This is a genomic window from Labrys methylaminiphilus subsp. lupini, from assembly GCF_051161885.1.
Classification (GTDB): Bacteria; Pseudomonadota; Alphaproteobacteria; order Rhizobiales; family Labraceae; genus Labrys.
Genome location: NZ_JBMDIH010000001.1, coordinates 383,307 through 404,895, shown reverse-complemented (window position 1 = coordinate 404,895; position 21,589 = coordinate 383,307). Strand labels below are relative to the sequence as shown.

23 protein-coding genes, 1 tRNA gene and 1 pseudogene are annotated in these 21,589 nt (G+C 61.6%); 9 read left to right on the top strand and 16 right to left on the bottom strand.

The window, feature by feature from the left end; translation table 11 throughout:
* The first annotated feature begins 43 nt into the window (after positions 1 to 43).
* The 4 genes from sucC to ACN6KF_RS01825 all read left to right on the top strand — a co-directional run bounded on the left by sucC (position 44) and on the right by ACN6KF_RS01825 (position 4,418).
* A complete protein-coding gene (gene sucC, locus ACN6KF_RS01840) occupies positions 44 to 1,243 on the top strand; it encodes an ADP-forming succinate--CoA ligase subunit beta (protein WP_434955191.1) in 1,200 nt (399 codons plus the stop codon).
* Positions 1,243 to 2,160, top strand: a complete 918-nt coding sequence (sucD, locus tag ACN6KF_RS01835) for a succinate--CoA ligase subunit alpha (protein ID WP_434955190.1) — start codon at positions 1,243 to 1,245, stop codon at positions 2,158 to 2,160. The genes sucC and sucD overlap by 1 nt, the downstream gene beginning before the upstream one ends.
* Before the next feature lie 330 nt (positions 2,161 to 2,490).
* Complete coding sequence (locus ACN6KF_RS01830; RefSeq protein ID WP_434955189.1) at positions 2,491 to 3,225, top strand: GntR family transcriptional regulator; 735 nt, start codon at positions 2,491 to 2,493, stop codon at positions 3,223 to 3,225.
* A 194-nt stretch (positions 3,226 to 3,419) separates the two neighbouring features.
* Positions 3,420 to 4,418: an NAD(P)H-quinone oxidoreductase gene (locus ACN6KF_RS01825; RefSeq protein WP_434955188.1), complete on the top strand. Its 999-nt coding sequence runs from the start codon at positions 3,420 to 3,422 to the stop codon at positions 4,416 to 4,418.
* Between the two features lie 328 nt (positions 4,419 to 4,746).
* Here ACN6KF_RS01825 and ACN6KF_RS01820 read toward each other — a convergent pair whose 3' ends face one another.
* Both ACN6KF_RS01820 and ACN6KF_RS01815 read right to left on the bottom strand, forming a co-directional pair.
* Positions 4,747 to 5,256 (bottom strand): Ros/MucR family transcriptional regulator, encoded by a 510-nt coding sequence (locus ACN6KF_RS01820; protein ID WP_434955187.1) that lies wholly within the window; start codon positions 5,254 to 5,256, stop codon positions 4,747 to 4,749.
* Between the two features lie 306 nt (positions 5,257 to 5,562).
* Complete coding sequence (locus ACN6KF_RS01815; RefSeq protein ID WP_434955186.1) at positions 5,563 to 7,086, bottom strand: MFS transporter; 1,524 nt, start codon at positions 7,084 to 7,086, stop codon at positions 5,563 to 5,565.
* A gap of 140 nt (positions 7,087 to 7,226) precedes the next feature.
* On the opposite strand from ACN6KF_RS01815, the gene ACN6KF_RS01810 reads away from it, so the two are divergent.
* On the top strand, positions 7,227 to 7,856 hold the full coding sequence (locus ACN6KF_RS01810; protein WP_434955185.1) for a TetR/AcrR family transcriptional regulator: 630 nt from the start codon (positions 7,227 to 7,229) through the stop codon (positions 7,854 to 7,856).
* A 21-nt stretch (positions 7,857 to 7,877) separates the two neighbouring features.
* Here the strand turns inward: ACN6KF_RS01810 and ACN6KF_RS01805 are convergent, their stop codons facing one another.
* A complete protein-coding gene (locus ACN6KF_RS01805) occupies positions 7,878 to 8,099 on the bottom strand; it encodes a hypothetical protein (protein ID WP_434955184.1) in 222 nt (73 codons plus the stop codon).
* Positions 8,100 to 8,534: 435 nt separating this feature from the next.
* On the opposite strand from ACN6KF_RS01805, the gene ACN6KF_RS01800 reads away from it, so the two are divergent.
* Entirely contained in the window at positions 8,535 to 8,975 is a 441-nt protein-coding gene (locus ACN6KF_RS01800; RefSeq protein WP_434955183.1) for a baeRF12 domain-containing protein, read from the top strand.
* Between the two features lie 109 nt (positions 8,976 to 9,084).
* Here ACN6KF_RS01800 and ACN6KF_RS01795 read toward each other — a convergent pair whose 3' ends face one another.
* The 4 genes from ACN6KF_RS01795 to ACN6KF_RS01780 form a co-directional block, all read right to left on the bottom strand.
* The gene (locus ACN6KF_RS01795; protein ID WP_434959590.1) at positions 9,085 to 9,777 is read right to left on the bottom strand and encodes an alpha/beta hydrolase; all 693 of its coding nucleotides are present in this window, start codon (positions 9,775 to 9,777) and stop codon (positions 9,085 to 9,087) included.
* Between the two features lie 226 nt (positions 9,778 to 10,003).
* Positions 10,004 to 10,201 (bottom strand): hypothetical protein, encoded by a 198-nt coding sequence (locus ACN6KF_RS01790; RefSeq protein WP_434955182.1) that lies wholly within the window; start codon positions 10,199 to 10,201, stop codon positions 10,004 to 10,006.
* Complete coding sequence (locus tag ACN6KF_RS01785) at positions 10,201 to 10,347, bottom strand: hypothetical protein (RefSeq protein WP_434955181.1); 147 nt, start codon at positions 10,345 to 10,347, stop codon at positions 10,201 to 10,203. The genes ACN6KF_RS01790 and ACN6KF_RS01785 overlap by 1 nt, the downstream gene beginning before the upstream one ends.
* A gap of 305 nt (positions 10,348 to 10,652) precedes the next feature.
* A complete protein-coding gene (locus ACN6KF_RS01780; RefSeq protein WP_434955180.1) occupies positions 10,653 to 11,192 on the bottom strand; it encodes a hypothetical protein in 540 nt (179 codons plus the stop codon).
* Between the two features lie 511 nt (positions 11,193 to 11,703).
* Between ACN6KF_RS01780 and ACN6KF_RS01775 the strand changes: the two genes are divergently transcribed.
* From ACN6KF_RS01775 to ACN6KF_RS01765, 3 genes are all read left to right on the top strand, one after another.
* The gene (locus ACN6KF_RS01775; protein WP_434955179.1) at positions 11,704 to 11,913 is read left to right on the top strand and encodes a cold-shock protein; all 210 of its coding nucleotides are present in this window, start codon (positions 11,704 to 11,706) and stop codon (positions 11,911 to 11,913) included.
* Between the two features lie 871 nt (positions 11,914 to 12,784).
* The gene (locus ACN6KF_RS01770; protein ID WP_434955178.1) at positions 12,785 to 13,048 is read left to right on the top strand and encodes a hypothetical protein; all 264 of its coding nucleotides are present in this window, start codon (positions 12,785 to 12,787) and stop codon (positions 13,046 to 13,048) included.
* Positions 13,049 to 13,459: 411 nt separating this feature from the next.
* Positions 13,460 to 14,217 (top strand): IS5 family transposase gene (locus tag ACN6KF_RS01765; protein ID WP_434955177.1). Its coding sequence is split into 2 segments (ribosomal slippage): positions 13,460 to 13,793 and positions 13,793 to 14,217, totalling 759 coding nucleotides; the frame shifts between segments, so codons are not numbered across the junction.
* A 492-nt stretch (positions 14,218 to 14,709) separates the two neighbouring features.
* Here the strand turns inward: ACN6KF_RS01765 and ACN6KF_RS01760 are convergent.
* The 9 genes and pseudogenes from ACN6KF_RS01760 to fba form a co-directional block, all read right to left on the bottom strand.
* Positions 14,710 to 15,531, bottom strand: coding sequence for a GIY-YIG nuclease family protein (locus ACN6KF_RS01760; protein ID WP_434955176.1), 822 nt, complete (start codon positions 15,529 to 15,531; stop codon positions 14,710 to 14,712).
* Positions 15,532 to 15,883: 352 nt separating this feature from the next.
* Complete coding sequence (locus tag ACN6KF_RS01755) at positions 15,884 to 16,315, bottom strand: hypothetical protein (RefSeq protein ID WP_434955175.1); 432 nt, start codon at positions 16,313 to 16,315, stop codon at positions 15,884 to 15,886.
* A 382-nt stretch (positions 16,316 to 16,697) separates the two neighbouring features.
* Positions 16,698 to 16,829: pseudogene (locus tag ACN6KF_RS01750) on the bottom strand (DUF2190 family protein); the annotation flags it as partial.
* A gap of 165 nt (positions 16,830 to 16,994) precedes the next feature.
* Positions 16,995 to 17,071 (bottom strand) — tRNA-Met (locus ACN6KF_RS01745).
* A gap of 137 nt (positions 17,072 to 17,208) precedes the next feature.
* On the bottom strand, positions 17,209 to 17,997 hold the full coding sequence (locus ACN6KF_RS01740) for an inositol monophosphatase family protein (RefSeq protein WP_434959589.1): 789 nt from the start codon (positions 17,995 to 17,997) through the stop codon (positions 17,209 to 17,211).
* Positions 17,998 to 18,135: 138 nt separating this feature from the next.
* Positions 18,136 to 18,582, bottom strand: coding sequence for a pyridoxamine 5'-phosphate oxidase family protein (locus tag ACN6KF_RS01735; protein ID WP_434955174.1), 447 nt, complete (start codon positions 18,580 to 18,582; stop codon positions 18,136 to 18,138).
* A gap of 56 nt (positions 18,583 to 18,638) precedes the next feature.
* Positions 18,639 to 19,745, bottom strand: coding sequence for a tetratricopeptide repeat protein (locus tag ACN6KF_RS01730; protein ID WP_434955173.1), 1,107 nt, complete (start codon positions 19,743 to 19,745; stop codon positions 18,639 to 18,641).
* On the bottom strand, positions 19,742 to 20,392 hold the full coding sequence (locus ACN6KF_RS01725) for a thiamine phosphate synthase (RefSeq protein ID WP_434955172.1): 651 nt from the start codon (positions 20,390 to 20,392) through the stop codon (positions 19,742 to 19,744). The genes ACN6KF_RS01730 and ACN6KF_RS01725 overlap by 4 nt, the downstream gene beginning before the upstream one ends.
* 129 nt (positions 20,393 to 20,521) lie before the next feature.
* Positions 20,522 to 21,586: a class II fructose-bisphosphate aldolase gene (gene fba, locus ACN6KF_RS01720; protein ID WP_434955171.1), complete on the bottom strand. Its 1,065-nt coding sequence runs from the start codon at positions 21,584 to 21,586 to the stop codon at positions 20,522 to 20,524.
* Positions 21,587 to 21,589 lie beyond the last annotated feature (3 nt).

Sequence of the window (21,589 nt, the reverse complement as noted above, 5' to 3'; positions counted from 1 at the left end):
ACCGGCAGGCACCATCCCATGACAGCGACGAGGTCCAAGAAGAATGAACATCCATGAATACCAGGCGAAAGCGGTCCTGAAGGAATTCGGCCTGCCCATATCTAAGGGCGTGCCTGCGCTGACGGTTGAGGAAGCGGTGAAAGGGGCCAAGGAGCTTCCGGGTCCGCTTTATGTGGTGAAGTCGCAGATCCATGCCGGCGGGCGCGGCAAGGGCAAGTTCAAGGAAATGCCTGCCGATGCCAAGGGCGGTGTGCGCCTGGCCAAGTCGATCGAGGATGTGCGTGCCAGTGCGCAGGAGATGCTGGGCAACACGCTGGTGACGGTGCAGACCGGTCCGGCCGGCAAGCAGGTCAACCGCCTCTATATCGAGGACGGCTCGGACATCGAGAAGGAGTTCTACCTCTCGGTGCTGGTCGACCGCGAGACCAGCCGCGTTGCCTTCGTGGTCTCCACCGAGGGCGGCATGGACATCGAGAAGGTGGCCCATGAGACGCCGGAGAAGATCGTGACCTTCTCGGTCGATCCGGCCACCGGGGTGATGAACCATCACGGCCTGGCGGTCGCCAAGGCGCTCGGGCTTTCCGGGGACCTGGCCAAGCAGGCGGTCAGCCTGACCACCAAGCTCTACACCGCCTTCGTGGCCAAGGACATGGCGCTCCTGGAGATCAATCCCCTGATCGTCACCAAGGACGGCCAGCTCAAATGCCTGGACGCCAAGATGGGCTTTGATGCCAACGCCCTCTACCGCCATCCCGACATCGTGGCGCTGCGCGACGAGTCGGAAGAGGATCCCAAGGAGATCGAGGCCTCGCGCTACGATCTCAGTTACATCGCTCTCGACGGCTCGATCGGCTGCATGGTGAACGGGGCTGGCTTGGCCATGGCCACGCTCGACATCATCAAGCTCTATGGCGAGGAGCCGGCCAACTTCCTGGATGTCGGCGGCGGTGCCACCAAGGAGAAGGTGACGGCGGCCTTCAAGATCATCACGGCCGATCCGAAAGTGAAGGGCATCCTGGTCAACATCTTCGGCGGCATCATGAAATGCGACGTGATCGCCGAGGGCGTGATCGCCGCGGTGCAGGAAGTCGGCCTGAAGATCCCGCTGGTGGTGCGGCTCGAAGGCACCAATGTCGAACTCGGCAAGCAGATCATCCGTGAATCCGGCCTCAATGTGATTGCTGCCGACGACCTCGACGATGCCGCCCAGAAGATTGTCAAAGCCGTGCGGGAAGCCAAGTAATGTCGATCCTGATCAACAAGCAAACCCGAGTGATCTGCCAGGGCTTCACTGGCAAGAACGGCACCTTCCATTCCGAGCAGGCGCTCAAATATGGCACGCAGCTGGTGGGGGGCACCTCGCCGGGCAAGGGCGGCTCGCAGCATCTGGGCCTGCCGGTGTTCGACACCGTGGCCGAGGCGCGCCATGTCACGCAGGCCGATGCCAGCGTGATCTATGTGCCGCCGCCGGGGGCGGCCGATGCGATCTGCGAGGCCATCGATGCCGAGATCCCGCTGATCGTGTGCATCACCGAGGGCATTCCGGTCGCCGACATGATCAAGGTGAAGCGGTCGCTGTCGGGTTCGAAGTCGCGCCTGATCGGGCCGAACTGCCCGGGGGTGATGACGGCGGACGAGTGCAAGATCGGCATCATGCCGGGCAACATCTTCAAGAAGGGCTCGGTGGGCATCGTGTCGCGCTCGGGCACGCTGACCTATGAGGCAGTGTTCCAGACCTCCAATGAGGGGTTGGGGCAGACCACGGCGGTGGGCATTGGCGGCGACCCGGTGAAGGGCACCGAGTTCATCGACATGCTGGAGATGTTCCTGGCCGATCCCGACACCCATTCGATCGTGATGATCGGGGAGATCGGCGGCTCGGCCGAGGAGGATGCGGCGCAGTTCCTGATCGACGAGGCCAAGCGCGGGCGCAAGAAGCCCACCGTCGGCTTCGTGGCCGGCCGCACCGCACCGCCCGGACGGCGCATGGGCCATGCCGGCGCCATCATCTCCGGCGGCAAGGGCGATGCCGGCTCCAAGATCGCCGCGCTCGAAGCCGCTGGCGTCAGGGTATCCCCATCCCCCGCTCGCCTCGGTACCACGCTCACCGAATTGCTGAACGACTGGTCGCCTCGCCGCCGCCAGGCAGCCACGGGCTGACACGGTGCTCCCGAAACACTCATGAATGCCGGTCCCCCGACATTCACCATACCGCCTTCTCCCGGGCGGTATGGGTCTTTCCTTCCGGCGGCGGGTGCGCGGCATTGCGATCCCGCCGCCAACACGACGATGAAACAGCGACAGACTGCGACGAGGAAGCCACGAGGACAACAATAACGAGAATCGCTCTTCCGGTCCGGGCGTCATCGGCTCGAGGGCGACTTATAGGCCGTTTTAGGTATACCTAATGCAAGACCGGATCACGTATATGCGCTATGAAGAGCATGGCACTATCCGGTCGATATAGGCGTTTTGAGAGAGGAAGAGTTCGTGGCCCCCAAGATTCAAGCGCGTTGGCCAATCGCCGACGAATCCACCCCCGAACTGGTGCTGGAACGTTTCTCTCCGGAACAGACCTACAAGACCAAAGTCTATGCCGCGCTCAAGCATGCCATCGCCCATATGGACATCTACTCTTCGCCCGACCCCACCTGGATCGACGAGCGCCAGCTCTCAGAACGCCTTGGTGTCAGCCGGACGCCGGTGCGCGAGGCTATCGCAATGCTCGAGCAGCAGGGCTTCGTCAAATCCCTGCCCCGGCGGGGCATCATCGTGCTGAAAAAAACCAAGCGCGAGGTGATCGAGATGATCCAGGCTTGGGCAGCGCTTGAAAGCATGGCGGTGCGCCTGATCTGCCAGCGCGCCAGCGACCGGGAAATCGCGCGGCTGCGCACGATCTTCCACGAGTTCAACGAGGCTCATAAGCCGGCTGACTATCCACACGAATACTCGACCGCCAATATCCGCTTCCATCAGACCATCATCGAGCTCTCCGGCTCGCAGATCCTGGCCGAGATGACCGAGAACCTCGTACTGCATGTGCGTGGCATCCGGCAGATCACCATCGGCCGCGACGATCGCGCCAGCAAATCGATCGTCGATCACCTCAACATCATCGAGGCCCTCGAAAAGCGCGATATCGCCAAGGCCGAGGCCTATGCCCGCGACCACACGCTGGGCCTGGCCGATTATGTCGCCAAGCATAGCGAAGGCATCTTCGACTGACGTCCCGGCCAAAGCGCCCTGCGACCGTAAGGTAGCGAGCGAGAACCGCCAAGACGCGTCGAAACCAAGACGCGTCGAAACAGGGAGTGAGAGCAAAGGGGCTTTTTTCTAAAAACGCACTTTGCTCTGGGAAAGGCCGATCAAAAGCAGCTTTTTGCGATCGGTCCCCTCCCCTCAAACGATCGGAATCGACCATGCCCGACCTGCCCACCACCATGACCGCCATCGCCATCAGCCGGCCGGGCGGCCCCGAAGTGCTGGTGCCCGAGGAGCGCCGGGTGCCGCAGCCCGGTGAGAGCGAGATCCTCATCCGCGTCGCCGCCGCTGGCGTCAATCGCCCGGACGTGCTGCAGCGCGCCGGTGCCTATCCGCCGCCCAAGGGCGCCTCCGATCTGCCCGGTCTCGAGGTTGCGGGCGAGGTCGTCGCCGTCGGACCGAAGGCCGCTCGCTGGAAGATCGGCGACAAGGTGGCCGCCCTCACGCCCGGCGGCGGCTATGCGCCCTATGCCGTGACGGATGCCGGCCATGCCCTGCCGGTTCCTGCCGGCCTCGACATGATCCAGGCGGCGGCCATCCCCGAAACCTTCTTCACCGTCTGGCACAATGTGTTCCAGCGCGGCCGCCTGCAGAGCGGCGAAACCCTCCTCGTTCACGGCGGCTCCTCCGGCATCGGCACCACGGCCATCATGCTGGCCAAGGCCTTCGGCGCCACCGTCATCGTCACTGCCGGCTCTCCCGAGAAATGCGAGACCTGCCGCAAGCTCGGCGCGGATGTTGCCATCGACTACAAGGCCGAGGACTGGAGCGCGGCCGTCAAACAGGCGACGGGCGGGCGCGGCCCCGATGTCATTCTCGACATGGTGGGAGGCAGCTACATCGCCAAGAATTACGAGGTGGCGGCGATGGAAGGGCGCATCGTCAACATCGCCTTCCTGCAGGGTTCGAAAGTCGAGGTCGATTTCGTACGGCTGATGACCAAGCGCCTGAGCCATATGGGCTCCACCTTGAGGGCCCAGTCGGTGGCAGCCAAAGCGGCCATCGCAGCCGCGGTGGAAGAGCATGCCTGGCCCCTGCTGGCGCAAGGGCGTTGCCGCCCGCTGATCCATGCCGTCTTCCCCCTGTCGGAAGCGGCCAAGGCCCATGCGTTGATGGAGAGCAGCAGCCATAGCGGCAAGATCGTGCTCACCGTGTGAGCCCGGCGGTTCATCGCACCGCCAAAGCATTTTGCGATTTCATGAAATCACCTGGAATCGCAAAAAGGCCCCAGCCAATCCGTCGGATTGGCTGGGAAACAAAGAGTTAGAGTAAAAGTACGGTGCAGAGAAATCGCACTTTGCTCTCGTAAATTCAGCCCGATCGTATCCGCTCTTTTCCGCAGGTCCGAAGTCCTCATGCTGCGGCAAGACTATGAGGCCGGGGCCTCATCCCGTCTTTCGATCACCTCTTCGGTAAAACGCAAAAAAGCCGGCACGGTCCCTCGCGGGACCGTTCCAGCCATCAACTCGAGATAAGGCGAGCCCCTCAGCCAGCCTTGGCGGTCTTGGCCGGCGGCGTGCTGCGCCCCCAACGCAGCGACCCAAGGCCAGCGGCCTTGGCGAGACGGGAGCGTTCAGCAGCATAATTCGGCGCAACCATGGGATAGTCGTCCGCAAGACCCCATTTGCTACGGTATTCCTCCGGCGACATATTGTATTTGCTGCGCAGATGCCGCCTCAACGATTTGAATTTCTGGCCATCTTCCAGGCAGACGATGAAATCCGGCGTAACCGACTTGCGTACTGGTACAGCTGGACGCAACGGGGTGGCTTCTTCGACTACTGGCTGCTCCCGCAGCTTAGACAGGCTGTCGTGAACCATTGATATGAAAGATGGCAATCCGTCCGTCGGAATAGAATTATTGGCGACGTAAGCTGCGACGATATCCACCGTAATATCGATTAAATTATTGTGAGCTTCCTGCATATCCGAAATGATCCCCGCGTTACGTTTGACGAAAGCAGCATTTTGCCACGTTGGGCCAAAAAAGCACATTACATTTCGTTATAGTTAGGAATCTCTGCCTGGGTCGGCATCCAAAGACCGCGACATATTGAGGCAGCGGCATAGATAAACCGGGAATATTTGCTCAAATACCATCTCTCCTCATTCCTCAGACATGCCTTGGTTTACTGAGCATGCAACAACACAGATGATCGCCTTGCTTCCTCTGCTAACTGGCGTCGGCGCATTGGGTTGCGGGATTCGGGTCATCCGACCTCTTTTTCTGAGCAAGTAGCCCTCGGCGCTCCCCCGCCCCCTCCACCAGCCCATCGCCAGGTTCCCTTCGTCAGAGAGCGGTTAGAGATCGTCGAGGGCAGAAAGCGGCTCGGAGCGTTGCACACCGGTTCGAGAGCCAAGCACCAGCACCAGGACCGCCGCCAGACCGACAAGGCCGGCGACGACGACGGCTAGGCAGAACCCGTCCGCAAAGGCACGAGCGAGCACGTGCCGGAAGTCGTGTTCAGCCATGATCAAGCCGGCCGGCATCTCATGCCGACGCACGGCAAGACTGGCCACCGCCAGCGGAGACGTGACACCGGCTCCAGCCAAGGCCTGCGCCATCGTCGCCACCGCGCGGCCAGCCATCATGGTGCCGAGCAGGGCGATACCGATGGTCATGCCCCCTTGGCGCAGAGCGTTCATGGTTGCGGATGCGGCGCCGGACCGCGCGCGCGGAGCAGCGGCCATGATGGCTGCGCTGGTTGCCGGCACCGCCAGCCCCATGCCGATGCCAAGCAGGGCAAAAAGCGGCGCGATGGTGAAATAGGGCGTGTCCGGCTTGAACCGTGCCATCATCAGCATGGCGCCACCGAGCAGCACATAACCGAGCAGCATCAGGCGCTGCAGGCCGTAGCGTGCAGAGAGCCGGCCGAACAGCACCGCCGTCAGCGCCATGGCCGCAAAGACCGGAGCCATGCGCCAACCGGCTTGCGTGGCCGGCCATCCCTGCGCTTGCTGCAGGAAGAGCGAGAAGAAGAACAGGCTGCTATAGCCGGACAATCCGAGGGCGAAGGAGGCGAAATTGAGGGAGGCGAAAGGGATGCTGCGGAAAAGATCGACGGGCAGCACCGGACGGCTCGCTTTGCTCTCGACCACGACGAAGGCAAGGAGTGCCAGCGCCGCGGCGGCCAAGGCGCCGAGCGTCACCGGCGCGGTCCAGCCCGCTTGCCCCGCGACAATCAGTGCATAGGTCAACGTACCCAGGAACAGGATGCTCAGGAGTTGGCCGGGCGGATCGAGCGCAGCATGATCGGGATCGGCACTTTCGCTGATGCCGATCATGCCGAGACCGAAGGCGAGCGCGCCGAGCGGTAAGTTCACCAGAAAGATGCTGGGCCAGCCGACATTGTCGACCAGCAGCCCGCCGAGCATCGGGCCAAGGATCAGCGAAACAGCGCTGAAGGATGACCAGCCGCCGATGATATGGGCCCGCTCGCCGCGATCGGGAAAGGCCTGTGTTAGGATCGACAGGGCGCCCGGAATGACCAGGGCACCGGCGACGCCCTGAACGGCACTGCCGGTGATCAGCACCATGAGGGAGGGCGCCATCGCGCAGATCGCCGATCCCAGGGTGAACAAGACAATACCGATGAGCCAGGCGCGCTTGCGTCCATAGCGATCTCCGAGGGGACCGGCAGAGAGCATGAAGGCCGAAAGGCAGAGAGCATAGGAGCCGACGACCCATTGCAGGTCGGAAAGCTCGGCGCCCAGGCCCTTCTGGATGGCGGGGAGCGCCACCGTAACGATGCTGATCGCCAAAGTGGCCATGAAGGTGCCGAGATAAACAGCCGCGACGGCGGCCTTTCTGCGCAAGGAGGACATGATCGTTACCTGGCAAGGAGGATTTTTCGGCATCGATACATATCGACCGACGGTCAGTCAATCTGACTAAGCTATTCCAAAATCATTCTAAATATGGCAGAGAGCCATTCCATTCAGGACCTGGGCGAAAGAGGAGAGGCATGGCCGGAAAGATCGAGGGCCCGGGTGCGCCCATGCGGGGCGAGCGGCCGCGCCAGCGGCGCATCCAGCCGGCCGAGGTGCGGGTGGACGATCTGATGTCTGCGGCGGCGGAACTCTTTATCGCCCGCGGCATCGAGGCCACCACGGTCGACCACATCGTGGCACGCGCAGGCGTGGCCAAGGGCACGTTCTACCATTATTTCAAAACGAAGACCGATGTCATCCACGCCCTCCGCGAGCGCTTCTCGCAGGATTTCCTGTCCCGGGTCGCTGCGGCCGTCGATGCCTGCCCCCGTAACGACTATGTCGCCCGGCTTTCGGCCTGGATCGGCGGCGCCGTTGCGGCCTATCTCGCCAATTTCCAGCTGCACGACGTGGTCTTCCACGATTTCCCCCACAGCCAGCGGCAATCGCGCGAGAAGGACGCCGTGATTGCCCAGCTCGTCGCCCTGCTGGACGAGGGGCGCGCCGCCGGTATCTGGACCGTTCCGCACAGCCGCGCGGTGGCGCTCGTCCTGTTCGACGGCATGCACGGGGTCGTCGACGACGCCATCGCCGCGGGCGAACACGAACCGCAACCTCTATGCCGACTGCTGTCCGGCCTGTTTTCGCGCATGCTCGCGGCCTGAGCCGTCAAATCGCAAAACGTTTTAGCGCAGCGATTGGGTGAGCGATACCGAGCGGCCCGGTCCCGACATCGGCCTTTTCTTCAAGGTGGCGGATTCGACGATCACGGTCAGCAGGATCGCAATTGCCAGAACGGCGACGATGCAGATGGAGAAGTGGAACTGCCGACCGGCATCGCCCCGCGAGACGCGGCGGAGGCGATGATTTTCCTCGGTGAAGTCCAACAGCGTTTCGTCGCGAGGCATGGCAGCACTCCCTCTGTCACGACAGGCTTCCGATACCTCTCAATGACAGCGGACCGGTGCTCCGCTCTGTGCGAAATGGCACAGCAGTCTTTTGAAATTCTGGCTCTCCGATACAAGAAATGACGATACATTTTGGTTCAAAAAGATGACGTGTTATCGTAAGATGTAAAAAATCTGGGCGTTACATGGGAAGCAATTCTGTAAGAATGCCTTCCATTTTGATGCAAGGAAGCGCTCGTTACCCCTTACGCTACGACATTATCCGGTCCCCGCGGCTGATCTCCATGCCGCTCGGATCGAAACGACATCGCATCGAAGGAGCCTCGTTCGGTAGGCGTTGGGGTTGTTGCCCAGCCGAAGGCCCAGCATCCTGAGCTTGAGACAGGAACATTTGAGCGCCTGGATGCATTCCCTTTACAGAGAGGTAGTGCAATCATGATCCTAGACGACAAGAACACCCTTGTGCTGGTCGGAGACGGCAGGAAGGCGCTCTTTCTGCGCCAGGTCGGACGTGGCAACAAGGCCAGTCTCACCGTCGACCAGGTCCTGCAGGAAGACAATCCCGCCACACGCGAACAGGGCACCGATCAGCCGGGGCGTACCGGCACCGGCACCAATGGCCGCACCAGCGCCATCAAGGAGACCGACTGGCATCGGCTGGGCGAGGAACGTTTTGCGGCCGGGCTCGCCGAAATCCTGTATCGACGCGCCCATGCCGGCCAGTTCGACAAGCTGATCGTGGTCGCCCCGCCCAAGGTGCTCGGCGACCTCCGCCAAGCCTTCCACCAGGAAGTGGTGGAGCGCATCAGCCGCGAAATTCCCAAACAGCTGACCTCGCATCCGATCGAGGATATCGCAAAGATGCTGCGGGACTAGCCACGCCGCCATCCGATGCCATCGAACTTGGCCTGAGTCCGGAACACCAAGCTGGCAAGGGAGAGGCAGCAGCCTCCCCGCCCGCTTCCTCATCTCTCCGGCGATGCCGCTATCCAACCGCGCCTGCGGCTTCGTCGATCAGTTGACTGACCTCCACCGGCCTGGAGGCGAGTGAAGCATGGCTGGCCTCGAGCGTAATGACCTTGCGCGGGTTCATGCGCGCGGACATGCGCTTCTGGTTGTCGGGTGCGATCATGCGGTCATGGCTGGAGATCTGATACCAGACCGGCTTCGCCTTCCAGGCAGGTGTGGTGACATTGTCGCCGAAGGTGGAGGTCAATGGCGCTTTCTGTGTGACGGCCATGATCCTGGCTTCCTCCGCGCTCAGATCCTGGCAGAAACTCTCGCCGAACTTGTCGTATTTGATCCAGAGATAGCCATCGCTGTCCGGCGCGATATTGGGGAACGCCTCGGGCGGGCTCTGCTGGCTGATCGCGCCGGGGTTCTCGCCGGCATCCGGCGCGAAGGCGGCGATATAGACCAGGCCCGCCACATTCGGCAGGCCTCCGGCCTCGGTGATCACCGCGCCCCCATAGGAATGGCCGACCAGCACCACCTTGCCTTCCTGTTGCTTGACCATCTTGCGGGTACGCTCGGCATCATCGGCCAGGCCGGTGAGCGGCAGTTCCACAGCGCGGACCTTGTCATATCCCAGGCGCGTGAGTTCCGTGATCACCTTGGCCCAATGGGCCGCGCCGCCCCAGAAGCCATGGACGAGCACAATCGTCGTATCCTTAGCCATCATATGCCTCACCTGTGCTGAGTGCCCTTGCGCGCGCCATTCTATCGCGCTTTTGGGTCGGCCACGCATGAAATGACGCCAAGGAAGAACGCAGTTTCGTAACGGGCATCGCCGGAACGCGCCCTCGAAGGACCTGGACAGCCGTATCGCGCGGGTTCATCCGCTGTGGCCCCACCAGGACCTCATACGCCGGTTATCGATTTTCAGGTCGCCCCATGGGCACCCCTTAGGGGGCCGGACCGCACAACTCGGAGAGTGCCTGGCTCAGGGTCACATTGACCGGGCGCAACCTGGCCTGGGGATGGCGGCCAATATATCGCTCAAGCAGTTCGACCACCGCCTTGTCGGTCACGCCGGCGAGGCATTGCCTGCGGTGGCGTGTAAGGCTGCAGCCCTCACCGAGGCAGGTCGAGAGCTGTTCCATCACGATGGCCAGGCGAAGCCGCGCTTGTAGTCGTCGGGCCAGGCGAGCCAGGCATCATAGCCCTGCGCCTGCACCGGCCCGTTGCACAGCAAGGACGCCGCCCCGATGAGCAGTCCGCCTACCGCAAGCCAGTTGCCGCCCTTCATCGCGCGCTCCCGACGTTCCGGATGGCAGTCTTGCATCTTTTGCCGAAAGCCGGCAGGTTTTTCAGATTGGGAAAAGACGCCAGAACAACCGGTTGCGGACGAGGTTCGCTTCACGGGCATCACGTCTTGTGGCGACCAAGAAGAAGCTATTTGAACGGGCGCGCCCATTCGGCAAGCTCCGGGCAAACGAAGGTGCACCGTCAAAGTAATTCCTGTTGTCCAGCGAAGGTGCATTCGATCGCTCAACGCCGGTAGAAACGGTAATTTTTACCGGACATCTTATCGATGCCGGCCTCCCTTCCGCTCTACGGCGGCGCCGCCTCGACGGCCGGCGTCTCAAAACCCCGACGATAGCTCCAAAAAAGCGAAACTGCGGAAATCCTGCTATCGGGCTGTGAGGCAGAGCAACGGCGCTTGAGGGGCAGCCCCGTTTGATGATCCAGCCAAGTGTGACAGGCTAGCGCCTGCCGGGCATTCGGTTTTTCATCCGCGTAGCTGAACTGATAATTCCATATGTCGTAGTCCTTGCCCAAAAGGCGCTCGGAACCGGCAAGGACGCAATCGGAATGGATGGCCTCTTTTGGCAGCCCATCCCGCCTGAATACGAAATTGCTTTCAACGTATTTCGATCCGGGATTGTTGCGTCGGTAGGCCTTCGTTCCGATCACGACAAGCTCACCATGGACCACCTTTCCATCGGAGTATTTCAGGTCTCTGACGACCTGAAACTGCTCAAGTGACCCTAGCTTGTCATTGGCCTCGAGTAGCGGCTGGCAGGAAGCATCGACTACCGCTTCCGCGGCGGCGCCTGCCGATGAGCAAAGGGCGACGATCACGATGCTCAAGGCAAGAGTCTTAGACGCAGGTCCCATTGCAGCTTCGCCTCAATCTCGAGGAAGCATGCGTTGCCTCGCCCTGTTCTGCAAGTCCCGCCCGCATCGTGAATGAAAACGAATAAGCGAGTGGATAGGCACCTAACGAACCGCGCGACCTGTTCTGCGTTTTTATCGCCAGCATGACTGTCCACCGCAGGCAAGCACGCGAGCCATGCCTGCTCCATATCACTGGATATCCGCCCCCTTGTCGGGAGCATCACTTCGGCCAGGTTGGCGGTAGCGTGAGAGCGTTTCGTTCAATCTCACCGACAAAGTATCCCCTACGGTGCGGGAACGGTGGCCGTCCGGGGATGGTAGGACGGTTCAAATCAGAGGGAGGGATTTGAACTGCCGACACCTCCCGTGTGAAGGGAGCGCCCTCCCTCTGCAGCCCAAAGGCCAGAATGCAACCTGTTCATGAGGCCGATCGGGGGGTATAAGTTCGACGCGCCGAAAGGCTTCTTTATGGGATGAATTCGATATGAGCACTGGAACGGTCAAATGGTTCAACGAGCAAAAGGGCTATGGTTTCATTCAGCCGGATGACGGCTCGAAGGATGTTTTCGTTCACATCAGCGCCGTAGAGCGTGCTGGCTTCCGTTCCCTGCAGGAGGGCCAGAAGGTCAGCTATGAGCTGGTTGAAGATCGCCGTTCCGGCAAGCTGTCGGCAGATAACCTGCAGGCCAAATAAGGCCTCTGAAGCGCAAAGCCCTCTGGCCCGAAGGCCAGAGGGAACAAATCTGAAACGAAATCCGTGGAAACGGCACAAAGTGGGGAAGCGGTGAGTACCTTTGCACCCTCCCCGCGCTTGGCGCTATCCCCTCCGATAACGGCATGAAAAGTCGCGGGGAAATTCATTAGCGCAACTCGACCGCATAAGCCGGAAGTTCGCGTAATGTTCCGGGGTGAGCACTTCCCTGCTTGGACGGGATCCCGCCGGGCGGCGAACAAGATGTCTGCCCCAAACCGCAGATACTTGAAGGGTATGCTCAAATCTGAGCAGTCCAAGGATTTCAGTGGGTTAACTGCCGGCTAAAAGGCGCAGTCTTGGTGCGATAGAAGAAAACGCCAGCAGAGCTTGGGAGATTGTAGCAGTCAGTAAGCATCTGTGCTTAGATGCGCTAGAATGTGAAAAATATGATCAAATAGAACTATTAGGCGAGGGCGCATGCTAGCATTTTATATTGCAGCAGGGATAATAATCGCCCTTGTCGTAATCTGGCTGTTCAAACTTTTCGTGGGGGCAGCTGTCTCCATTGAGACAAGCGGCCCGCTTCTTTTGAAACAGGAAATGCGGGCTGCTGGCGTAAACCCTGACCTCTTTCCCGATGCCGCACTAAAGGAGATTGTGGCACATTGTTGCCGCATGGTTGAGTTGGAATATCGGCCTGGTCAATTAGGATCGGCCGTTCCTCTGAAAGGCCACCAAGCATCGAGGATTTGCGATGCACCGCAGGCAATCGCAGTTGAACTGAATCGGAGAGCACAAGGCTTGCCGCCGCTTACGGCAATTGGGGTAATTCTGGATCGGTGGGGAGCTCTCGGAAAAAGTAGAAGCTAACATGCCCCACACGCCTACTATGTCGTGCCCCTTCGTACGCGCCTCAGAGGGCGACCTGTTCGCGATCGAGGCCGAGGAAGCGCCCGACGCGGCTAAGGCCAAGTTCCGAGCCTATAATATGACCGGGAAGAAGCGCCTCGATGACATGATTGTGGGCGCGATAGCCTTCTCTCGAACCGGCGATCTGCAGTTTGGCGATTTCGATGATGCCGTGATCCTCGAGCGGTATGGGGAGACGCCGGAAAATCTGGAAGAATTAGAATAAAGTAAGGGGCAGCCGGAGCCGCCCCTTCGGTGTTTTACGCCCTTGCTCCCGATGTCGGAAAGTCAGGCGGCAACCCCTCGGCAGCCGGTATCCCAGGAAACAATCGGCCCTTCATAACGTCGGCAATTCGGCCGAAATTCAGCCCAGGGTAATAGCCTGTGATCCAGGAATAGGGGATCTTAAGCAGGCGGGCCTTTTTGTTGGCACATTCAACAGATGTCGGGGGGATTCCTTCCCTCCAAATTCATGCTATGCAATTGCCCTCGGAGCGTCAGGCGGGGTCGTTTCCATGAAATTGGTGATCGAGAACTCGGACAAGGACCTGGCTAGGGTCAAAACCCAATCATAGTATTGAAAATTAAGGCGTAAATTGATTCAAGATATCTCTGTTGAAGAAGGAGATACCTTGAGATGTCGCGTTCATTGTTCTGGTTGTCGGATGAAGCATGGAAGGTGATCGAACTCCATCTGCCGAAGAACCAGCCGGGGGCGCGTCGCGTCGATGACCGGCGAGTGATTTCCGGCATCATTCACATGCTCAAATGCGGCGGCCGCTGGGCGGATTGCCCTGCCGAATACGGACCGACGACAACGGTCTACAATCGCTGGAACAGGTGGAGCCGCCGGGGCTTGTGGACTCGCATCCTGGCCGCGCTGACTGAGGAAGGCTGGATCGCACAGACCGGCCAGATCGACAGTAGCTCCATCAAGGCCCACCGCTCTGCTGGAGGAGGAAAAGGGGCGCGCGAGCCAATGCCATTGGCCTCTCGCGCGGTGGCCGGACGACGAAGGTCCACGCGCTTGTCGATGTCCTCGGAAGGCTGCTTCGTCTCGTCTTGACGCCCGGCAACACATCCGACGTCAAGGGTGCCGACCTGTTGATCGGTGAAACAGCCGGGATGAAAAGGGTGATCGCCGACCGCGGTTATGATGCCAATCGCATCAGGGCTGTCTTGCGCAAACAGGGCACGATCCCCGTGATCCCGGGCCGCCGTAACCCCAAGCGCCCGATCCAGTACGACGAGCGCCGATACAAGGACCGCTGGCGCGTCGAGGCCATGTTCTGCCGCCTCAAAGACTTCCGCCGGATCGCAACCCGCTACGACAAGCTCGCCAGAAACTTCCTCTCAGCCCTATCCCTCGCCGCCGCCATCGCTTTCTGGCTTTGAACGAGTCTGAACCCTAAGGAGCGGCCGCTGCCGGCAGCCACTTTCAACTCACTTATGTGGGGGGTTTCACATTGTGTTTTTGGCAGCCGCTTGGCGAGATTTCGAGCCTTATCCTTGCAAGAGAACAGCGAGCACGAAGCGAAGCGGCAGTCATCCATGTCCGGAAGCTTTTGACGGCCCAACGTAGCGTGAGAGAGAAAATCCTCTCGCACCGGCTGCAATTTCCTGACAACACGAAATACCGATTTCAATTCAATGTCAGCCGCCGCGTCGGGCGGGCAGTTGGCCGGCAATGCCTCAGCGTATTCCATTTCCATCACTCCCCAATTTCGTTGGCTACCGAACTTGAGAGAGTTGATCAACAAGTAACTATGGGATCATATCCGGCAAAGCCTGCTTATTCCCCCAACTGATGTATTCAAGACACATCGCAAATTGAAAGAGATGGGTGCAAAAAGCCCGATCCGATGACGGGCCGCCCGGCGTGACCCGTCAGTTCAGGTTCAGCCCGAATTGGCGTGTCAGCAGCTTGTCCTTCCATCGGTTTTCAAGCGCGATGACCTCATCGACCGTCGTCGACAGGGACGCCAGTTCCAAGATCGTAACCTGAAAGTCGTCGCTCCCGTGGGTCTTCATTCCCACGTTTCCACCGTGGCCGGTCGCTAGATACTGCTCCCACCGGCCCCAGAAGCCCCCGGTGCCGTAGGCCGATCCGACGTAGCGCTGTCCCGTCGATCGACAAACCAAAAGGTAGACGCCAGCCACCGCCGCCAGCGCTTGGCGCCATGCCACCGGTACAGTTGCCAGATCGCGGATCCGCCACATGAAAGCACCGAAGCCTGGGAAAGGCGGATCGACGACAGTTCGGCGGATCTCGACGATAGGTTTTTCTTTCCGGTCAGCACGCTGAGCCCAGGTCCGATAGCCCGGGCACCATTCGATGACAACACGCCCGCGATAATCGGCAAGAAGTGGTGACAGGCGTAACTCGTACAGGTGCTCGCTTTCACTAACCAGTGTGTCGTCCAGGGGATAAAGCGTCCCCGAGGCCACTGCCGAGACGGAGCCGACCTCATATATTCCGGCGAATAAAGTCTCGCCCAGCGGCGTCGCGACAAAGGATGCGATCCATTTAGCTCCATCGAACGCCCGGCGACTTTGGATCCGCTGGAAAAGATCGAAACGCCCATCCGCCGCCCTCCATAGGTCATACGGGGATCGCCCCTTACCTGCGCGATTGTCTTGGTGTCGGACGAACTTGGTGCTTGCGAGGTCGATGCCAGTGGCGGAGAGGAGAGAATTGAAGGTGAGCATTTCGGGGCACCGCTTTAGAGAACCCGCACACAGTACATGGCAGCGCCCTGACGCAAAACGCTGCCCGTACAGCGCGCTGCAGTCGGCCGACAACAAAAAAGCCCGACCCTTGTGGGGGGCCGGGCGCAGTTGGGTTTGTCGGCGGGTCGATCAAGGGGGGTATAGATCGGCCGGCCGTCGGCATCATCAGAACCATCGTTGCCGCCGGCAACAAAACAAAGCGCGCTCTATGGTCGCGCACTCACCAGATCGATCGTTGCCGCAATCGGGTGCCCGCATGATGGACGATAGCCCAAAGTAAAGCCCCCGCCATTTCCGACGGGGGCCTTTTCATTTCGTCCAGTTGACTGGATCAGTTGTTGCCGCCGCTGCTGCCACCGTTATGGCCACCACCATTATTACCGCCGCCATTCTGGCCTCCGCTACCGGTGTCACCACCGCCGCTATCGCCGGCCCCGCCACTGCTTCCGGTACCGCTGCCGGTGCTGCCGGATCCGCTGGACGCCTTGCCGCCGCTCGACTTGGGGCCAGTCGCGCTTGCCGATTGCTGGCCGCTGTGGCCGAGGTCGCCACGCGAAAGGACGGTGCAGCCGCCACCGAAGAGACGGCCGAAGAATGAGGTGCTTTCGACCTTGCTGCAGCAGGTAGCGCGATCGGCACCGTCGGCGACCCGACAGTTGTCCTCGCGGGACGCTGCATTGGCATAGGTGGTGCCGGCGAGCACGCCGAGCAGAATTGCTGCCGAAGCCATCACGGCCAGGCGAATAGTGGTCTTGTTGGGCATTTCCGGGGCTCTCGATTGTGCCTTGTCTTTGCGCGCTGTCGATTTGTCCGACAGGTGCCGCATGACTAATCACAGTGATAAAATTTGAATGTGCGATTTCGCACATAAGAAAAAGCGCCCTCTTCCCAGTCGCAGGGAGGAGAGCGCCAGGTGCAATTAAGAGCCGAGGGGGAACCTATTTATCTGGGGAAGTCTTTGCTGTGCGCATTGGCACAGTAGGCCGCGCCCGGATATCGGGGAAAGGCAGGGCCGGCCTTAGCTGTCAGAAGGTGCCATTGAGCCGTACTCGGCCGGTCGTGGAGCGATTGGCCGCATCAAGGACGGCAACACCGATCTTGGCGTTTGAGCCGACGGTAGCGGTGGCAACCCTGGCGGTATTGTCTCAGTAGATGAGATGGCCTTGGACCCAGGCTTGGGCTTCGGCCTTGTCGATCTCCAAGACACCTTTCAGCTTGGCCTCGACAATTTCGCCGGCCTTGGCCGCGTTGGTGGCGATGCCGAACAAGCCGCCTACCTTGAGGCCTTGGAATTACGGTGACAGTGCCCTCAATGGGCGATGTGCGGCGCATGAAGCGGCCGCCCGCGCCAAAGCCGACATAAACGCCTAGAGGACCGCAGTCGTTTGCAAGGTTGCGCTTAAGAGCCGCGCTCTGCTCGATCGTCTTTTCTCAGGGAAAAATGGTAGCGGGAGAGGGACTTGAACCCCCGACACGCGGATTATGATTCCGCTGCTCTAACCAGCTGAGCTACCCCGCCACGGAGCCCGGCACTGCCGGGACGGGCGGCTTATGCAAGGCTGGGCCGAAACTGTCAAGCGGGCGGGAGAGGAAATCTTCTCCCCTCCCCGTTTTTGCTGGCGTCTCGCCCCTGCGGCCGCGATGTCAGGCCCAATATCAGGCCTTGGTGAGCAGACCGAGCAGGCCCTTGTGGATGGCCTCATTGCCGGCCACGATGTCGCCGGTGTCCAGCATGGTGTCCCCACCCCGGATGTCGGAGATGAAGCCGCCGGCTTCGCGTACCAGCACGATGCCGGCCGCTAGGTCCCAGGAGGAGAGCCAGCGCGCGGCCAGGCCGTCGAGCCGGCCGGAAGCGACATAGGCCAGGTCCAGGGCGGCGGCGCCGAAATTGCGGACGCCGGCAACCTTGCCCATCACGGTACCGAGATCGGCGAGGTTGGTCTGGTGCTGGCCGCGGCCGAGGCGCGCCAGGCTCATGCCCACGATCGAATCCTCCATCAGGCGGCGGCCGGAGACACGGATGCGGCGTTCGTTGTGGAAGGCGCCCTTGCCGCGCTCGGCCACGAACAGGTCCTCGGTGGCGGGATTGTAGACGACGCCGGCTACCAGCAGGCCCTCGCGCTCCAAGGCCACGGAAACGGCGAAGAAAGGCACGCCGTGCAGGAAATTGGTGGTGCCGTCGAGCGGATCGATATGCCAGCGATGGGTCTTGTCCGCGCCTTCGACGACGCCGGCTTCCTCCATCACGAAGCCATAGCCCGGACGGGCCCGCTCCAGTTCCTGATGCAGCGTGCGCTCGGCCTTCTTGTCGGCGACGGACACGAAATCGCCCGGCCCCTTGGTCGAGACCTGCAGGTTCTCCAGCTCGCCGAAATCGCGCTTGAGACCCTTGCCGGCCTTGAGCACGGCAGCAACCATCACATTCATCAAAGGTGAACGCAGCATCATGAAACTTTCAAATAACAGCCGCCCCGGAGCACGGGGCACGGGAATGGGAAGCGGCCTGTCTAATGGAAAATGCCGCCGATATGAACGGGAAAATGCGACCGGCGTGAAAATTCGAATCGCAGCGGCCCTTAAGGTTCACAGGCCCTGATAATAGGCCTTCCAATGGCTGCGCAGCGCCTCTTCCTCGGCGCCGATGTCATAGGCGGGCGATGAAATCGGCTTCACCGTCTCGACGCGAACACGCACGAAATGGCGGATGCGGTCGGCCAGGGCGCCCCAGCGGTCGAAATGCGGACGCAAAGCCGCGAAAGCCTCGCTCTCCTTGGCGATGACCTCGCAACGGCCGCGGATGCGCACGCCCTTGCGGGCCAGCACATCGACGAAATTGATCTCCACCACCGGGCGCTCGCGTATGTTGCGCAAGGTTCCCGGGGAGCGCGCCTCCCCGAAAACGATATGGTGGTCGTCCAAGGCCAGCATCATGCCCTTGGGCGACAGATTCGGGGTGCCGTCAGGATTGACGCTCGCCACATAGCCGAGCGAATGGCGCTCGATCACTGCCCTCGCCGCCGCATCCAGCACCGCCAACCTCCCCTATCGATCCTTCGTACCAACCTGAAGAAAAAGATCGGTTGGCATTACATGCCGTAGTAGCGGGCGCCCTGAATGGCCGCCGCCCGCACCTCCGGCGTTTGTCGGGCGACATATTCGTCGAGCTGCTTGTCGTCGAGCCCCGCCGCCTTGGCGAGCAGATGCCACATGCAGGCCAGCACCGGATTGGGCGCCAGGCCAATGCCGGCCGCATACATCCGCGCCAGGCGATTGCGGGCGATCGGCGAGCCACGCCGGGCCGCGCGCTCGAACCAGTCGGCCGCCATCTCCTGGTCGCGCGGCACGCCCTCCCCGTTGAAGAGGGCGATGCCATATTCCACCATGCCGTCGATATTGCTGGCATTGGCCGAGGCCAGGAAGAACTCGGTCGCCTTCTTCTTGTCGGCCGGCACGCCCTTGCCGTCCTTGGTCAGCACGCCGAGCGAATAGAGGGCATCGCCATTATTGGCGAGAGCCGCCTGGCTGAAGCGCTTATAGGCGGTGGCGTAGTCGGGCGGACCGTTGGTGGTACGCAGGGCGATGATGCCGAGATTATAGGCCGCCTCGGGCACGCCCAATTCGGCGGCGCGGTTGAGCAGCAGCATGCCACCCGGCTCGTCCTTGGGCACGTTCTTGCCCAGGAGCTTGGTCATGCCATAGGCGAACATGGCGTTGCGATCGCCGCGCTCGGCCGCCTCGGAATACCATTGCGCTGCCTTCACAGGATCGGGCGGCACGCCCAGGCCATTGGCATAGAGCTGGGCGATCAGGGTCATCGCCGCAGGATCCTTGTCGGCCACCACGCGCTTGGTGGCTTCCTCCAGCGCCCTGAGATAGTAGCCGCGCTGGAAAGCGCCATAGGCAAGATCCGGCGGCGGCCCGCCCGGCACGGCGGGGGCTGCCACCTCCGCGGGCTTGGCGGCACCGGATGGCGGCGCGGCCTCGCCAGGCGCGTTCTCCGCGGGCTTGGCGGCTTCCGATGCGGGTTGAGCAGCCGTGGCCGGCGCACCTGCCTCTGCCGGCTTGCCCGCCTCGCCGCCATTGGCTTCGGCCGGCTGTGCGGCGTCGGCAGGGGGCGAGGGTTCCGCGCGGCCCGGCAACGAGGCGAGAAGGACCGGCAGCGCGAGCGCGGCCGCAACAGCGATGCGCTTCATGCGAGACTTCCTCTCTGCTTCAGCAGCCGGTCCGCCAGCGCAACCGCTTCGGCGGGCCCCTGCTCGTGATTCCAGACGGCATTGCCGAGCGCCACGAAATCGGCACCGGCATCGGCGAACAGCGGCACCGCCGCCAGATCCGGCGCGAAGGCGACGCAAGGCACTTCGAAGAGCTCGGCCCACCAGGCGGTGCGCTCTACCACGCCCTCCAGCGGCGGCAGGCGGCCATCGCGCGCCGGCTCCCCGAACATGACATAGTCGACGCCGCTTTCGGCCACGGTCATGGCCTCGTCACGCGTGCGGATGCCGCCCGCTCCGACGATGCGCTCAGGCTTGAAGCTGTCGAGCGCGTCGGTCAGGCCCTTGCGGCCGTCATTGAGATGCACGCCATCGGCACCCGCCCGCGCCACCACCGCGCTCCAGCCGCTGACGAGCAGCGCCGCGCCCGCGCCTTGCACTACCGGCGCGATCTCCTTGATCAGCTTCTTGGCGCCGTTGTCGTCGCCGGCCACCGGGGTGAACAACACGCAGGCAATGTCGCCGGCCGACAGCGCGGCCCGCAGGGCCGGCAGGAAGGGGGCGACATCGTCGAGGGCCGGGGTGACCAGATAGATCTGGACGGGAGGGCGGGATGGAACTTCAGCCATGGAGGGAATCCCGGGCGTCCTTCTTCTTGCTACGGCATCGGGGCCGATCCCGGGATCGGCTCCGATACTGTACGATTTCGTTGTCGTCTCGCTCAAGCCGAGAGGCGCGAGGCGGTTTTCCGGAACCGCTCAAGCGAATTTCGGCTCGAATTTGCCGGCCTTGTAGCTCTTGGCCATCTCGTGGAGCGGAATGACCTTGATCTTGGCAGCCTGGCCCGCGGTGCCGAACTCCTCATAGCGCTGCTTGCACAGCTTGATCATCGCATCCTGGGCCGGCTTGAGATATTTGCGCGGATCAAATTCGCCCGGATTTTCGGCAAAGATACGGCGGATCTGGCCGGTGATGGCCATGCGGCAATCGGTATCGATATTGACCTTGCGCACGCCGTATTTGATGCCGAGCTGGATCTCCTCCACCGGCACGCCCCAGGTCTGCGGCATCTCGCCGCCATATTTGTTGATGATGTCCTGGAGCTCCTGCGGCACCGAGGAAGAACCATGCATGACCAGATGCATGTCGGGCATGCGCTGGTTGATTTCCTTGATGACGTTCATCGCCAGGATGGCGCCATCGGGCTTGCGGGAGAATTTATAGGCGCCATGCGAGGTGCCCATGGCGATGGCGAGCGCATCGACCTTGGTGTCCTTGACGAACTTCACCGCCTCGTCGGGATTGGTGAGGAGCTGGTCATGCGAGAGATCGCCTTCGGCGCCGTGGCCGTCCTCGGCCTCGCCCGTGCCGCTTTCGAGGCTGCCGAGCACGCCGAGTTCTCCTTCCACCGAGGCGCCGACCCAATGGGCCATGTCGACGACGCGGCGGGTGATGCCGGCATTATAGCCATAGTCGGCCGGCGTCTTGCCGTCCTCCTTGAGCGAGCCGTCCATCATCACCGAGGTGAAGCCGGCCTGGATGGCGGTGAGGCAGGTCGCTTCGTTGTTGCCATGGTCCTGGTGCACGCAGACCGGAAGGTCCGGATAGATCTCGACTGCCGCATCCATCATCTTGGTCAGCATGATGTCGTTGGCATATTGGCGCGCACCGCGAGAGGCCTGCATGATCACCGGCGAGCCGGTGGCCTTGGCCGCCTCCATGATGGCGATCACCTGCTCCATATTGTTGATGTTGAAGGCGGGGACGCCATAGCCATGCTCGGCGGCGTGGTCGAGCAACTGGCGAAGGGTGATGCGTGCCATGAG

Excerpts from the sequence above, each read along its gene's own strand:
- sucC (WP_434955191.1), top strand. The coding sequence starts at position 44 with ATGAACATCCATGAATACCAGGCGAAAGCGGTCCTGAAGGAATTCGGC.
- sucD (WP_434955190.1), top strand. The coding sequence starts at position 1,243 with ATGTCGATCCTGATCAACAAGCAAACCCGAGTGATCTGCCAGGGCTTC.
- ACN6KF_RS01825 (WP_434955188.1), top strand. The coding sequence starts at position 3,420 with ATGCCCGACCTGCCCACCACCATGACCGCCATCGCCATCAGCCGGCCG.
- ACN6KF_RS01820 (WP_434955187.1), bottom strand. The coding sequence starts at position 5,256 with ATGTGCTTTTTTGGCCCAACGTGGCAAAATGCTGCTTTCGTCAAACGT.
- ACN6KF_RS01815 (WP_434955186.1), bottom strand. The coding sequence starts at position 7,086 with ATGTCCTCCTTGCGCAGAAAGGCCGCCGTCGCGGCTGTTTATCTCGGC.
- ACN6KF_RS01810 (WP_434955185.1), top strand. The coding sequence starts at position 7,227 with ATGGCCGGAAAGATCGAGGGCCCGGGTGCGCCCATGCGGGGCGAGCGG.
- ACN6KF_RS01805 (WP_434955184.1), bottom strand. The coding sequence starts at position 8,099 with ATGCCTCGCGACGAAACGCTGTTGGACTTCACCGAGGAAAATCATCGC.
- ACN6KF_RS01800 (WP_434955183.1), top strand. The coding sequence starts at position 8,535 with ATGATCCTAGACGACAAGAACACCCTTGTGCTGGTCGGAGACGGCAGG.
- ACN6KF_RS01795 (WP_434959590.1), bottom strand. The coding sequence starts at position 9,777 with ATGGCTAAGGATACGACGATTGTGCTCGTCCATGGCTTCTGGGGCGGC.
- ACN6KF_RS01790 (WP_434955182.1), bottom strand. The coding sequence starts at position 10,201 with ATGGAACAGCTCTCGACCTGCCTCGGTGAGGGCTGCAGCCTTACACGC.
- ACN6KF_RS01785 (WP_434955181.1), bottom strand. The coding sequence starts at position 10,347 with ATGAAGGGCGGCAACTGGCTTGCGGTAGGCGGACTGCTCATCGGGGCG.
- ACN6KF_RS01775 (WP_434955179.1), top strand. The coding sequence starts at position 11,704 with ATGAGCACTGGAACGGTCAAATGGTTCAACGAGCAAAAGGGCTATGGT.
- ACN6KF_RS01770 (WP_434955178.1), top strand. The coding sequence starts at position 12,785 with ATGCCCCACACGCCTACTATGTCGTGCCCCTTCGTACGCGCCTCAGAG.
- ACN6KF_RS01760 (WP_434955176.1), bottom strand. The coding sequence starts at position 15,531 with ATGCTCACCTTCAATTCTCTCCTCTCCGCCACTGGCATCGACCTCGCA.
- ACN6KF_RS01755 (WP_434955175.1), bottom strand. The coding sequence starts at position 16,315 with ATGCCCAACAAGACCACTATTCGCCTGGCCGTGATGGCTTCGGCAGCA.
- ACN6KF_RS01740 (WP_434959589.1), bottom strand. The coding sequence starts at position 17,997 with ATGCTGCGTTCACCTTTGATGAATGTGATGGTTGCTGCCGTGCTCAAG.
- ACN6KF_RS01730 (WP_434955173.1), bottom strand. The coding sequence starts at position 19,745 with ATGAAGCGCATCGCTGTTGCGGCCGCGCTCGCGCTGCCGGTCCTTCTC.
- ACN6KF_RS01725 (WP_434955172.1), bottom strand. The coding sequence starts at position 20,392 with ATGGCTGAAGTTCCATCCCGCCCTCCCGTCCAGATCTATCTGGTCACC.
- fba (WP_434955171.1), bottom strand. The coding sequence starts at position 21,586 with ATGGCACGCATCACCCTTCGCCAGTTGCTCGACCACGCCGCCGAGCAT.